Below are 13,907 nucleotides of genomic sequence, written 5' to 3' on the forward strand. Positions count from 1 at the left end.
CCGCTCAGCCCCAGCAACTATCCGGTAGCCGCCCCACCCGTATTCTTGTGCCTTATTTGGTCACTCAAAAACGGTAGCTGTGGGTGGATTTCCGTGGCACTCGCTGGAATGAAAAAAGGAGCCGAAGCTCCTTTTTTCAATGACCTACAGACCCCAGTAGAAGTCTGTGGATCAAAATTTGGAGCGGGAGACGAGTCTCGAACTCGCGACCTCAACCTTGGCAAGGTTGCGCTCTACCAACTGAGCTACTCCCGCGTTGTACTACTGTACTGCTGCTGATTTCATGAAAGATATTCAGCGCTTTTGGTGAAATTCGAGAAGCTTTTCTCAAAGGCCGTATTCACCAAAGACAGCGATTATACACAGAATCTCAGACTTGTGTAGCGTTAGGGGCGGGCCGGGAAAAAAAGGCGCCCGGGCCCGGATCCGAACCGCGCTGCACCCGCACGCCCGGCCCAAAGCGGTCATGGTCGAACGACTGCGGATTGCGCCGTTCAGAGCTGGGGGCCGCTCCATACAGGGCTCGGTAAGTCTTGCTGAAATGACAGGCCGACTGGAAACCGCAGGCCGACGTAATGCTGGTGATCGACATGGGCGTCTGGCGCAGCAGTGCGCGTGCGTGCCGCAACCTGAGGCTTAGATAGTGTTGCTTGGGCGTGGTGCCCAGGTGTTCGCGGAACAACCTTTGCAACTGGCGTTGTGACGCGCCCGACAGATGCGCCAGTTCGTCCAGCGACAACGGCTCTTTCAGGTTGACCTCCATCAGCGCAATGACTTCGGCCAGTGCGGGATGCGCGGCCGGCATGCGCATTGACGTAGGCATGCGCTGCTTGTCCTTGTGGTCACGCACGTGGCCGATCGTGAACTGGTTGGCGATCAAGGCGACGATGCCGGTGCCCACCGCTTCCCCTACCAGGTTCAGCATCATGTCCAGCGGCGCTGTGCCGCCCGTGCATGTGATGCGGTCGCGGTCAATCACGAACAGATCTTGCGACAAGCGGCTTTTGGGAAATTCACGCTGCAGCTTCACCAGGTCTTCCCAGTGCGTCGCACAGGTGTAGCCGTCGAGCAGGCCCGCCTGCAACAGCGTGCGAGTGCCTGTGCACAGGCTACCCAGCGTCACATCGCGCGCGGCCAGGTGTCGCAGCCATTGCAATGTGGCGTGGTCCCAATCGGCATTTGCGCGTGTGCCGCCGCAAACGAACACGGCGTCGGGCGGATCGGCATCGCTGAGCACGCTGGCGTGTACGGCCAGCCCATTGCTGGCCGCGACCGGCCCGGATGACGCGCTGATGATGGACCATCGGTAATAAGGCCGGCCCAGTAGATGGTTGGCCATGCGCAGCACTTCGATCGCGGTCATGAACGACAGCATGGTGAATTGCGGCAAGGGCAGGAAACCGAAGTGCCGAAGATGCAGGCGATCCGGGCTCTGCAAACGTGCAGGCATGGCGAGGCTCCTTGGTCGGATGTGGTCGCACTTGGATGCCGGCTCCGAGGATTCGGCATGTGACCGTTGCATCGTAGGCCAGCCTTGCGCCGCTGCCCTTAGGAGGAATACGAAAATTCGCAGAACATTGATGCACGAGGCTCTGCGCCCGACGGGTGATTGCCTTTGTCGCAATCGGACAAGATCTGGTCCGGTTCAGATAACAGCGTCCAGGGCCTTTGCGAAAGAATGCTCCAAAGGGCCGGTTCATGCCGGATATCTGAACGTCATTGCTACCGCAGGCAGGGGTCGTCATGTTCCAGTCCTCGTCTTCCTTTTTCTCCGCACCGCTGGCCAAGCGCGACCCCGTCGTAATGGCCATGCAGGAACGCGAGCTGCGCCGCCAACAGACGCAAATCGAATTGATCGCGTCTGAAAACCTGGTGTCTCGCGCCGTGATGGAAGCGCAGGGTTCGGTCTTGACCAACAAGTACGCCGAAGGCTATGTGGGACGGCGCTTCTACGGTGGCTGCGAACACATGGACGAGGTGGAATCGCTGGCGCTGCTGCGCGTGCGTGAGCTATTCCACGCCGATTACGCCAACGTGCAGCCGCATTCGGGCGCCCAAGCCAACGGCGCGGTCATGCTGGCTTTGCTGGAACCCGGCGATACCGTCCTGGGCATGTCGCTGGATGCCGGTGGGCATCTGACCCACGGCGCACGGCCGGCGATGTCGGGGCGGTGGTTCAACGCCGTGCAGTATGGCGTGCGCCAAAGTGACGGCCTGATCGACTACGACAGCGTCCGGCGCCTGGCGCTGGAACACCGGCCCAAGCTCATCATCGCCGGCTTTTCCGCTTACCCCAGGCAGCCGGACTTCGTCCGCTTTCGGCAAATTGCGGACGAAGCCGGGGCGCTGCTGATGGTGGACATGGCGCATATTGCGGGCCTGGTCGCGGCGGGCAGACATCCCAGCCCGGTTCCGCATGCGCACGTCGTGACCTCGACCACGCACAAGACGTTACGTGGTCCGCGAGGCGGCTTCATCCTGACCAACGACGGCGCCATTGCCAGGAAGATCAATTCCGCGGTGTTCCCCGGGTTGCAGGGTGGCCCGCTGATGCACGTGGTGGCCGCCAAGACGGTGGCCTTCGGCGAAGCCCTGCAGGCGGACTTCAAGCGCTACATCGACCGCGTCCTGGCCAATGCGGAAGCCTTGGGTCATGTGCTGATGGCCGGCGGCATCGATCTGGTCTCGGGCGGCACGGACAACCACCTTCTGTTGCTCGATCTGCGTTCCAAGGGGCTTAGTGGGGCCCATGTCGAGCGCTCCCTCGAGCGGGCGGGAATCACCTGCAACAAGAATGCCATCCCTTTCGATACGCAAAGCCCTTCAGTGACCTCCGGCATCCGTCTGGGCTCGCCGGCCGCCACATCACGCGGCTTTGGCGAGGATGAATTTCGCGCCATCGGGGAAATGATCCTGCACATGGTCGACATGCTGGTCACCAGCCCTGACGAGCATGAAGCCACCGAGCGGCGCATTCGAAGCGAGGTCCAGGCGCTCTGTCAACGCCATCCCATCTACTGAACGGTACCTATCCCGGGGGGGGAAACCGCATGACTACGCTTCATCAGAAAAGTATGGTTATCGACGGCCTGATCATCTCGAAATGGGACCGGTCCGTGTTCGAAGACATGAAGCGGGGCGGGCTGACTGCCGCCAATTGCACGGTGTCGGTATGGGAAGGGTTCGAACAGACCGTCGCCAACATTGCCGCAATGAAGGCCCTGATCCGCGCCAACGATGACCTGGTGACGTTGGTACGCACCACCGAAGATATTCGGCAGGCCAAGCGTGACGGCAAGACAGGCATCATCCTGGGCTTTCAGAACGGCCACGCATTCCAAGACAACCTGGGCGCCGTGGAGGCCTTTGCCGACATGGGAGTGCGCGTGGTTCAGCTTTGCTACAACACCCAGAACCTGATCGGCACCGGATGCTATGAACGCGACGGCGGCTTGTCGGGCTACGGCCGCGAAGTCGTTGCCGAAATGAACCGGGTCGGCATCATGGTGGACTTGTCCCACGTAGGCGCCACAACCTCCGAAGAGGCAATTCTGGCGTCGTCCAAACCCACCTGCTATTCGCACTGCCTGCCGGCCGGACTGAAAGCACACCCACGCAACAAGAGCGACGCGCAGTTGCGCTTCATTGCAGAGCACGACGGCTTCATCGGCGTAACGATGTTTCCGCCCTTTCTCAAACGCGGTGTTCAGGCCACCGTGGATGATTATGTCGAGGCCATCGGCTATGTGGTCGACCTGGTGGGCGAAGACGCGGTAGGCATCGGCACCGATTTCACGCAAGGGTATGGCCAGCCGTTCTTCGATTGGCTGACGCACGACAAAGGCCGGCATCGCCGGCTGACGGATTTCGGCGCCATCCGCAATCCCGAAGGCATTCAGACCATCGGTGAATTTCCAAATCTGACCGCCGCCATGCAGCGTGCGGGTTGGAGCGAGATCCACATCCGGAAAATCCTGGGCGAGAACTGGCTGCGCGTGTTCGGCGAAGTCTGGCCCTTGGGCGTGCAGGCAGATCAAGGAGCGGTCAAATGAATCCCCAGCTTCCGATCAACGTCAATGAACAGACCGGCGTCTGGAGCACGGACGGCATGCCGATGCTGTATGTGCCGCGCCATTTCTTCATCAATAACCATGTGGCGGTCGAAGAAGCCCTGGGCCAGGAGGCCTACGCGCGCATTCTATATGGCGCGGGGCATCGTTCCGCTTACCACTGGTGCGAGCAGGAAGCACGCGAACATCGCCTGGCAGGCCTTGGCGTTTACGAACACTATCTGAAGCGGCTGTCGCAGCGGGGCTGGGGCTTGTTTCGGCTGACCGATGCCGACCCCGCCGCGATGACCGCGCGTGTCGTCGTGCGCCATTCCGCCTTCGTGCTGGGCCAGCCGCAGGCGGGCGGCAAATGTTGTCACATGTTCTCAGGATGGTTTGCCGGGGCCATGGACTGGCTGGCCGAGCAGCACGGCGGTGCCACGCGCGCGCAGTGCGTGGAAAGCCAGTGCGCCGCGCAAGGGCACGCCCACTGCGAATTCACCGTTAGCCCCATTGCCTGAGGCCAACCATGCGTTATCCCCATCTGTTTGCGCCGTTGACGCTGAACCGGTTGGTGCTGCGCAACCGCATCGTCAGCACCGCGCACGCCGAGGTGCATGCAGAACCGGGTGGCCTGCCCGGGGATCGCTACATCGCCTACTACGAGGAAAAGGCGAAGGGCGGCCTGGGCCTTGCCATCTGCGGGGGATCCAGCCCGGTGTCGCAAGATAGCCCGCAAGGTTGGTGGCGGTCGGTCAACCTGACGACCGATCGCGTCATCGAACCGCTGGCCAAGCTCAGCGACACCATGCATCGCCACGGTGCCAAGGTCATGATCCAGGCGACGCACATGGGCAGGCGCTCCGCCTGGCACGGTGAGCACTGGCCGCATCTGCTGTCACCTTCCGGCGTGCGCGAACCGGTGCACCGAGGCAACGCCAAGACCATCGAAGTGGAAGAGATCGGACGCATCATCGGCGACTTCGCCGCCGCCGCCAGGCGAGTACAGCAGGCTGGCATGGACGGCATTGAGATCTCGGCCGCGCACCAGCATCTGATCGACCAATTCTGGAGCCCACGCACCAATTTTCGCAACGACGCTTACGGCGGCAGCTTGCGCAACCGCCTGCGCTTCGGCCTGGATGTGTTGCAAGCCGTCCGCGAAGCCGTGGGCGCGGATTTCTGCGTGGGCCTGCGTATGTGCGGTGATGAATTCCACAACGACGGACTCGACCACGAAGCCCTGCGCGAGATTGCGCAGGCCATGGCTGAAACCGGCCTGATCGATTACCTGGGTGTAATCGGATCCGGGGCGGACACGCATAACTCGCTGGCCAATTGCATGCCACCGATGGCGCTTCCGCCCGAACCTTTTGCGTATCTGGCGGCGGGCATCAAGTCGGTGGTGCGAATTCCAGTGATGCACGCGCAGAGCATCCGCGACGCCGTCCAGGCCGAGCGCTTGCTGGCCGCGGGCCACGCCGACCTGGTTGGCATGACGCGCGCGCATATCGCGGACCCGCATCTGGTTCTGAAAATTCGCGACGATCGCGAAGACGAGATCAAACAGTGCGTGGGCGCGAATTACTGCATTGACCGGCAATACGACGGCCTGGACGTGCTATGCATCCAGAACGCCGCGACCGCCCGCGAAGAGACGATGCCGCACGTGGTGTCGCGTTCGAGCGGCCCGCGCAGAAAAATAGTGGTGGTGGGCGCCGGGCCGGCCGGCATGGAGGCCGCGCGTGTCTGTGCCGAGCGTGGGCACGACGTGGTGCTGTTCGAGCAGGGCGCGGCCATCGGCGGTCAGATCCTGCTGGCGGCCAAGGCGCCACAACGCGAGCAGATGGACGGCATCGTGCGGTGGTTTGCACTGGAACTCAAGCGCCTGGGCGTCGACTGCCGGCTGCACGCAATGGCCACCGAGGACATGGTGTTGGCGCAGCGGCCCGATATCGTCGTGCTGGCCACGGGCGGTTCGAGCCACGTGCACGAACAGCCGGACTGGGGCGTGGCGCGCGGGTTGGCCGTCAGTTCCTGGGACATCCTGTCGGGCGCGGTGGAACCTGCCCGCAACGTCCTGGTCTATGACGGCGTCAGCACGCATGCGGGGGCGGGCGTGGCCGACTTTCTGGCCAGCCGGGGCGCGCAGGTGGAGATCGTCACGCCCGACACCAAAGTGGCTGAAGACGTGGGCGGCACCACCTTCCCGATCTTCTATCGCCGCCTGTATGCCCAGCAGGTCGTGTTCACGCCGAATCATTGGCTTCTGCGTGTCAGCGCCGAGGGTGACAAGAAAGTCGCGCTGCTGCGCAACGAATATACCGAAGACCGCGAAGAGCGCCTGGTGGATCAGGTCGTCATCGAAAACGGCGTAACGCCCAACGACGCGCTGTACGGCATGCTCAAACGCAAGTCCGCCAACATGGGGCAGACCGACGTGCATGCGCTCTATGCGGCCGCCCCACAGCCTGCGCTTGGCCAGCCCTTGGGCGACGGCCGCTTCCTGCTCTTTCGCGTGGGCGATTGCGTGTCGATGCACAACATCCACGCCGCCATCTACGACGCATTGCGGCTGTGCAAGGACTTCTGATCATGCAACCGTTCGCCATCGCCATTACCGTGCTGTTCTGGCTGTCACTGCTGGCTCTGGGTGTGGGGGGCTGGCGTCGGGCCGCTCTCTGGCGCGTGGGTCGGTCCGCACCGGTGCGCTGGCGCGACCTGTTGGCCGTGCCCAAGAGGTACTTCGTTGATCTGCATCGCGTGGTGGCGCGCGACCCCTACATTGCACGTACGCACGTGGCGACGGCCGGCGCCGCGGTTGCCGCCATGACGCTGGTGGCGGTGAACTACGGCTTGGCGTTATATGTGCCGGCCTTGGACCATGCCATCGCCGTGGCGGCGCTAGTGATGCTGGGCGGCCTGCTGTTCGTCTGGCACCGGCGCCGCAAGCCGCCCGCGCGGCTATCGCGTGGTGTATGGGACCGCCTGCCCTGGATGCTGGGTGCTTTGGCCATGGGACTGCTCCTGCTTGGAGGGGTGTCGACGTCGTTGCTATCGGGCGCGGCTGGTGTTGCCACTGTGGCGCTTCTGACGCTGGGAGCGTGGGAACTGACGGTCGGCATGGCCCGTGGAGGGCCGATGAAGCACGCGCTGGCAGGCCTGCTGCATCTGGCCTTTCATCCCCGGCCAGAACGATTCGGCGGCGCGTCACCCGGTCAGAAGGCGGCCTTGCGCCCGCTGGCGCTGCTTGCCGACCCGGCTTCCGCGCCCCTGGGCGTCGGCAAGCCGGCTGCCTTCGCCTGGAACCAACTGCTGAGCTTTGATGCCTGCGTGCAGTGCGGCAAATGCGAAGCCGCCTGCCCCGCCTATGCGGCGGGCCAGCCCTTGAATCCCAAGAAGCTGATCCAGGACATGGTGGTGGGCATGGTGGGGGGATCAGACGCGGCTTACGCCGGCAGCCCCATGCCGGGCTTGCCCATTGGTGACAGCAAGGGCGGGGCCAACAGCGCCATCGTGCCGGGGCTGCTCGCCGCCGATTCGCTGTGGGCCTGCACCACCTGCCGCGCCTGCGTGCACGAATGCCCGATGCTGATCGAACACGTCGACGCGGTCATCGACATGCGCCGCCAGCAGACGCTTGAACATGGCGCGGTGCCGGGCACGGCGCCCGCGGTGCTGGCCAACCTGCGTGAAACCGGCTCTGCCGGGGGCTACGACCTGGGCGCGCGCTACCACTGGGCGGTGGACCTTGATGTTGCGGAGGCGCTGCCCGGCAAACCCGTGGACGTGTTGCTGATTGTCGGAGAAGGCGCATTCGGCTTGCGCTACCAGCGCAGTTTGCGAGCGCTTGTCAAAGCGATGCGCGCGGGCGGGGTGGACTTTGCGGTGTTGGGTGCTTGCGAGACCGATACCGGCGACGTTGCCAGGCGCCTGGGTGATGAAGCCACCTTCCAACAACTGGCTACCCGCCTCATGCGTACCTTGTCGCACCTGACGTTCGAGCGCATCGTCACGGGAGATCCGCACATCTTGCACTGCCTGCGTAACGAGTACCCCGCACTGGGCGGCCATTACAACGTGCAGCACCACACCAGCCTGCTTGCCCAACTGGCGGCCACGGGCCGTTTGCGGCTGAAGCCGGCCGGCAACGCTTTGCCGCTGACCTACCACGATCCTTGCTATCTGGGACGCTACAACGGCGAGACCGAGGCGCCGCGTGAGCTATTGCGCCGCTTGGGCCTGACGGTCAACGAAATGACGCGCCACGGTCTCAACGGACGCTGCTGCGGCGGTGGAGGCGGGGCCGCGTTGACGGATATTCCCGGCGAACGGCGTATTCCCGATATCCGCATCCAGGACGCCCGCGATGTAGGGGCACACAGGGTTGCGGTCGCCTGTCCGAACTGCACCGCCATGCTGGAAGGCGTGGTCGGCCCACGGCCGGATGTGCGTGACATCGCCGAACTCGTGGCCGACGCTCTGGAGGCAGGATGAATCGCATACGAAGGGTTGATCCGCGCAGACCTCATGCCGTCACGGAAGCGGGAATCCGGCGCATCGTGCTGGGCGAAAGCATCCCGCTATCCAGGCCGGCCTTGCCAACCGAGACCGCGCGAAAGCCCTTGCGCGCCACCGAGGCGCAACGTTGCGTGCTAGCCGTGGCGCACAGCGCTCGGGGCCAACTGGACCCGCACGCGCGCCAGGCCGTGGCGGCCGCGGCCCTGCTTGCCGAACCGGACACCTTCGTGCATTTGCTGGTGTTCGGCGAATTCGACGGCGACGCCGGGGCATTGGGGGCGGACCGCCTCACTGTCATCACCGCTGCGCCCGCCTATGCGCCTGATGTCGAGCTGGCCATTCTGCTGGCGCTGATTGACAGTGAACGTCCGCTGCATGTGTTCCTGCCTGACAACGGTCTGCCAGATGGCGATCTGGGCCGGCGCTTGGCCGCCGTCACGGGCGCTACCGTAGCGGCCCATGTTCTGGAACTGAGCGCCGATAGCGTGGCCAGTTCCTACATGCGTGGGGGTTTGCGACGGGCGCGCCAGGCCTTGCCGCGCATTGTCCTGCTGGCCCCAGACGCCATTGATGAGCGCTTGCCCTTCGTTGGGCTGGGCGAGCGTGTGCCGGTCATGCCGTTGCCAATGAACTCGGCCTACCGCGATCATGGCACCCGCACGCTACCAGCGATGGAGGTGGGCCTGGAAGAGGCCGATCTGATCGTGTCGGCGGGCAACGGCGTCTGCGATCTGTCCGGTTTCCAGGCCCTGGCTGACGAGTTGGGCGCGGCGGTGGGCGCCAGCCGGGTCGCCGTTGATGACGGGCGCTTCTCGCGGACCCAGCAGATTGGCGCCACCGGCAAGACGGTCAGCGCCAGCGCCTACCTGGCATTCGGCATTTCGGGCGCGGTGCAGCATCTGCAAGGCATCAAAGACTGCCGTCACGTCATCGCCATCAACCTGGACGCCAGCGCGCCCTTGGTCAGGCGTGCGGATCTCAGCATCATCGACGACACCAAACGTGTGGCCGACGCGCTGCTGGCCGAAGTCAGGCAAGCGCGTGCGGCTGGTATCAATCGTGAGGCCAGCCATGGCTAAGCCGCGCATCGTGGTGCTGGTATCGCTAGGCGAGCATCCCGTAAGCGGGGTGGCGCGTTCCAGCCGCAATGACACGCTTGCGCTGGCATTGGCGCGGAGGCTGGCGGGCGGTGAGGTGGATGTCGTCCACGCGGGTGATCCCGCCGCGCCGGCGCTGCGCGACTACCTGGCGCAAGGCGCGGCCGTGATCGAAGCGATTGACGTTCCCCCTGGCCGCGACGTGCTGGAAGCGTTGGCTGAGTATGTGCGCGGCTACGACGTGGTGCTGTGCGGCACGCGGTCGGAAAGCGGCGCGGGCAGCGGTTTGCTGCCTTATCTGCTGGCGCAGGCTTTGCACAGGCCGCTCTTGCCCGCCGTCTTGTCGGCCGAGATACACGCGGGCAGCATCGTCACGCAGCAATGGCTGCCCAAAGGCAGGCGGCGCGAAGTGGCCGCCACGCTGCCGGCGGTGGTGATGATGCATCCCCTGGCCACGCTGGACGTGCGATACGTCTATGCGCGGGAGCGCGCCGGCCAGATCGTGGCGCGCGTACCGCCGGTGGTGCCCGCGCCGCTTGCCGCGTTGCGGATCGAACCCGCGCAGGGGCGTCCACGCAAATTGGCCGCGCGCGAATCCCGGTCGGGCCATGCACGGCTGTTGGCCGCAATCACGATGGAAAGCCGCGGTGGGGCCGTCATCACCGAGGGCAGCCCCCATGAGAAAGCGCAGGCGGTCATCGCCTATTTGCGCACCCACAGCCTGATCGATTACTGAGGTGGATCAATGACCATCATCAAGCAGATGTCCGCTGTTCGCCCGCCCGCAGACGACCCGGTCCGCGCGATGATCGCCCGCCGTCGTCCGGGTTACAGCCTGGAGGCCGATTTCTATCTGAGTCCAGCCATCTTCGATATGGATATGGAAGAGATATTCGGGCGTCACTGGATATTCGTGGCCGTCGAGCCAGACATTCCCGAACCTGGCGACTATCTGGCGGTGGATGTGGGGCGGCATTCCGTCGTGCTGGTGCGTGACGACGACGGGCAGGTACGCGCGTACCACAACGTATGCCGGCATCGCGGCGCGCGCCTTTGCGTACAGCCGCAGGGGTCGGTCGGCAACCTGGTGTGTTCTTACCATCAATGGACCTACACGCTCAATGGCAAGCTGGCGTATGCCGAGCACATGGGCGATGGGTTCGACAAAAGCCTCTACAGCCTGAAGCCCGTGCGGGTCGAGAGCCTGAGCGGCCTGATATTCATCTGCCTGGATCCGGAAGCGCCCAGTGATTTCGGCGTGATGCGCGAACAGGTCGAGCCCTACCTGCGACCGCACCAGATACGCAACTGCAAGGTCGCCGCGCAGATTGACATCATCGAAGACTGCAACTGGAAACTCACCCTGGAAAACAACCGCGAGTGCTATCACTGCGCGGTGAACCATCCCGAACTGACCGTGTCGCTGTTCGAGTTCGGCTTTGGCTATCAGCCATCGCCGTCGAACGCCGAGCAGATGGAGCACTTCGAACGGATATCGGCGGAGCGCTGTCGGGAATGGGAGGCCGCCGGCCTGCCCTCCGCCGAGCTGGAAGCGCTGGACGGCTGTGTGACAGGATACCGAGTGCGGCGGTTGCCGCTGGACCTTGCCGGGGAATCGCAAACGCTGGACGGCAACGCCGCGTCCAGCAAGCTTCTGGGTACGCTGGCGCGGCGCGACCTGGGCGGTTTGTCGCTATGGACGCAGCCCAACGCCTGGTTCCACCTGATGAGCGACCACATCGTTGCGTTCTCGGCGTTGCCGCTGGGGCCGGAACGCACGCTGGTGCGCACCCGTTGGCTGGTGCACAAGGACGCAGTTGAAAACGTGGACTACCACGTCGACAACCTGACCGCCGTGTGGCGCGCCACCAACGCGCAAGACCGCGCGCTGGTCGAACTATCGCAGCAAGGAGTGCGCAGTCCGGCGTATCAGCCGGGGCCTTATTCACCTTTTACCGAGAGCCTGGTCGACAAGTTCTGCAACTGGTATATCGGCCGCCTGGCGGCCCGCTACCTGGATTAAGAGACCGCCATGCCGCATGCGCTTTTACGTATCCACCAGCCGGGGTTTTGGCAGCGGCTGCCTTCGCCGTGGGACAGCAATGTCGAGGAAACCCTGCTGTGCTGTCAGGTGCGGCAAGAGACGGCCGACGTAAAGAGTTTCTATTTCCGTTCGCGCGCCGGGCATGCGTTCCAGTTTTCGCCGGGGCAGTTCCTGACGCTCGAACTGGACATCGATGGCGAACCGCTGAACCGCTGCTACACGATTTCGTCTCCGCCGACACGGCCGCACACCTTATCCATCACGGTCAAGCGCGTGCCGGGGGGCAGGGCGTCAAATTGGTTGCATGACCACCTTGAAGTTGGCGACGTGTTGCGGGTATTGGGTCCGGCGGGCGAATTTTCGTCTGCGCTGCATCCCGCCCAGCGATATCTTTTCTTGTCGGCCGGCTCTGGCATCACGCCCCTCATGTCCATGGTGCGCACCCACCGCGACCTCTGCGATGACCGCGATACGGTGTTCGTGCACAGCGCCCGCACGCCGGACGATATTATTTTCAGCCGTGAGCTGGCGCTGCTGTCAGCGAGCCAGCCCCACTTCCGCGCACACTTCGTCTGCGAAGCGCTGGGCCAGCACGCCGGATGGCACGGGCTGACGGGGCGCCTGAGCTTGCCGCTGCTGGAACTGATGGCGCCCGATTTCCTGCACCGGGAAATCTTCGTTTGTGGACCCGCGCCCTACATGCTGGCCGTGCGTCACATGCTGGAGTCCGCCGGCTTCGATATGGCGCGCTATCACGAAGAAAGCTTCTCGTTTGAATTGCTGTCCAAACCCGTCGCGGGCGCGGCGTCAACCGACGCGGCGCTGGCAAGCATGGTGGAACCCGCCTTCCGCATCCAATTCCGGAAAAGCCAGCGCACCATACAATGCGCGGCCGATCAGCCTTTGCTGGACGCGGCGCGTGACGCGGGCCTGCGGCTGGCGGCGTCATGTACCCAGGGCCTGTGCGGTACGTGCAAGGTGCGCTTGTTGGAAGGGCGGGTAGATATGCGGCATCAGGGCGGCATCCGCCAACGCGAGATCGATCAGGGCATGGTGTTGCTGTGCTGCAGTCGTCCCTTAAGTAATTTGCTCATCGATAAATGACAGGGGCCAAGAGTCAATGACTACGCACCGAGCTGTCGCGCGCCTTTCCGCTGAATCCTGGCCGGTGTTTCAGCCCGCTTCTCAGTCTGTATCGCGGTCGGAAACCGAGCCCCAGCGGCCCGCTGCCGGCGCACCGCAACTGCACTTCGGCTTCTTGCTGTTGCCGAAGTTCTCGATGATCGCCTTTTCCGGGGCGGTGGAAGTGCTGCGCATGGCCAACTACGTCAGTCGGCGCGAGCTCTACCGCTGGTCGGTCATGACCTTGGACGGAGGGGCAGTCGAGGCCAGCAACCACCTGCCGATCGGGCCTCTGGCCCCGGCCGGAAGGGAAGAGGGCTGGGACGCGGTATTCGTCTGCGGCGGCATTCAGGTGCAGGACCACGTCACCGAGCCCGTCGTCAGGCTGCTCCACGGCCTGGCCCGGCAAGGCGTGGCGCTGGGTGGAATCTGTACAGGCAGCTATGCGCTGGTCAAAGCCGGCCTGATGGCGGGATACCGTTGTGCCATGCATTGGGAGAACCTATACGCCGTGCGCGAGGAATTCCCTTCCGTTGAACTGACCGAGGAACTGTTCGCGATCGATCGCGACCGCCTGACCAGTTCGGGCGGCACGGCGCCCATCGATCTGATGCTGGGCATTACCGCGGAGCGCTTCGGGATGGCGCTGGCCGATGGTATTTCGGAACAGTTCGGCCTGGATCGGATTCGGGCGTCTACGGAGCCACAGCACATTCCCATGGTCGCCAGAGTGGGGTTCAACCGCGAGGAACTGGTCAACGTTGCGCAACTGATGGAAGCGCATATCGAAGAGCCGCTGACATTCAAGCAGATCGCGGGCCAGATTGGCCTGTCGCAGCGGCAGTTGCAACGGATGTTCAAGTATTACCTGGGTATGTCGCCCATGCGCTACTACCTGTGGTTGCGATTGCTGCGCGCCCGCGAACTGTTGCTGCAGACGCGCATGACCATCATGGGCGTGACCGTCGCCTGCGGGTTTCAGTCACCCTGCCATTTCAGCAAGGCGTACCGCGCCCGTTTTGGTCGCTCGCCCAGCAGCGAGCGGCGTTTCATCCGGGGCTAGGGCCAGGCGCG

11 protein-coding genes and 1 tRNA gene are annotated in these 13,907 nt (G+C 63.9%); 10 read left to right on the plus strand and 2 right to left on the minus strand.

Annotated features, from left to right (window positions below; genetic code table 11):
* Positions 1–179: 179 nt before the first annotated feature.
* Both WBR68_RS01785 and WBR68_RS01790 read right to left on the minus strand, forming a co-directional pair.
* Positions 180–255: transfer RNA gene (locus tag WBR68_RS01785), tRNA-Gly, on the minus strand.
* 115 nt (positions 256–370) lie between these two features.
* Positions 371–1,450, minus strand: coding sequence for a GlxA family transcriptional regulator (locus WBR68_RS01790; RefSeq protein WP_050447285.1), 1,080 nt, complete (start codon positions 1,448–1,450; stop codon positions 371–373).
* A gap of 293 nt (positions 1,451–1,743) precedes the next feature.
* Here WBR68_RS01790 and WBR68_RS01795 point away from each other — a divergent pair, with 293 nt between their 5' ends.
* The 10 genes from WBR68_RS01795 to WBR68_RS01840 are packed head-to-tail and all read left to right on the plus strand — an operon-like array spanning position 1,744 to position 13,896.
* Entirely contained in the window at positions 1,744–3,021 is a 1,278-nt protein-coding gene (locus WBR68_RS01795; RefSeq protein WP_050447284.1) for a serine hydroxymethyltransferase, read from the plus strand.
* Positions 3,022–3,050: 29 nt separating this feature from the next.
* Positions 3,051–4,052, plus strand: coding sequence for a dipeptidase (locus tag WBR68_RS01800; RefSeq protein WP_050447282.1), 1,002 nt, complete (start codon positions 3,051–3,053; stop codon positions 4,050–4,052).
* Positions 4,049–4,570, plus strand: a complete 522-nt coding sequence (locus tag WBR68_RS01805) for a 4-vinyl reductase (RefSeq protein ID WP_050447281.1) — start codon at positions 4,049–4,051, stop codon at positions 4,568–4,570. The genes WBR68_RS01800 and WBR68_RS01805 overlap by 4 nt, the downstream gene beginning before the upstream one ends.
* A gap of 8 nt (positions 4,571–4,578) precedes the next feature.
* On the plus strand, positions 4,579–6,642 hold the full coding sequence (locus tag WBR68_RS01810; protein ID WP_230693394.1) for an NADH:flavin oxidoreductase: 2,064 nt from the start codon (positions 4,579–4,581) through the stop codon (positions 6,640–6,642).
* A 2-nt stretch (positions 6,643–6,644) separates the two neighbouring features.
* Positions 6,645–8,546: a (Fe-S)-binding protein gene (locus WBR68_RS01815; protein ID WP_230693395.1), complete on the plus strand. Its 1,902-nt coding sequence runs from the start codon at positions 6,645–6,647 to the stop codon at positions 8,544–8,546.
* The gene (locus tag WBR68_RS01820) at positions 8,543–9,649 is read left to right on the plus strand and encodes an electron transfer flavoprotein subunit alpha/FixB family protein (RefSeq protein WP_230693396.1); all 1,107 of its coding nucleotides are present in this window, start codon (positions 8,543–8,545) and stop codon (positions 9,647–9,649) included. The genes WBR68_RS01815 and WBR68_RS01820 overlap by 4 nt, the downstream gene beginning before the upstream one ends.
* Positions 9,642–10,403: an electron transfer flavoprotein subunit beta/FixA family protein gene (locus tag WBR68_RS01825; protein WP_230693397.1), complete on the plus strand. Its 762-nt coding sequence runs from the start codon at positions 9,642–9,644 to the stop codon at positions 10,401–10,403. Before WBR68_RS01820 ends, WBR68_RS01825 begins: the two co-directional genes overlap by 8 nt.
* Before the next feature lie 9 nt (positions 10,404–10,412).
* Complete coding sequence (locus WBR68_RS01830) at positions 10,413–11,690, plus strand: aromatic ring-hydroxylating oxygenase subunit alpha (RefSeq protein ID WP_230693398.1); 1,278 nt, start codon at positions 10,413–10,415, stop codon at positions 11,688–11,690.
* A 9-nt stretch (positions 11,691–11,699) separates the two neighbouring features.
* Positions 11,700–12,815 carry a hybrid-cluster NAD(P)-dependent oxidoreductase gene (locus WBR68_RS01835; RefSeq protein ID WP_230693399.1) on the plus strand — a complete coding sequence of 372 codons (1,116 nt, stop codon included), beginning with the start codon at positions 11,700–11,702 and terminating at the stop codon, positions 12,813–12,815.
* Between the two features lie 16 nt (positions 12,816–12,831).
* The gene (locus WBR68_RS01840; RefSeq protein ID WP_083447390.1) at positions 12,832–13,896 is read left to right on the plus strand and encodes a GlxA family transcriptional regulator; all 1,065 of its coding nucleotides are present in this window, start codon (positions 12,832–12,834) and stop codon (positions 13,894–13,896) included.
* Positions 13,897–13,907: the final 11 nt, after the last annotated feature.

Origin of the sequence: Achromobacter sp. JD-1 (assembly GCF_038594925.1) — a bacterium.
Classification (GTDB): Bacteria; Pseudomonadota; Gammaproteobacteria; order Burkholderiales; family Burkholderiaceae_B; genus Achromobacter; species Achromobacter spanius_C.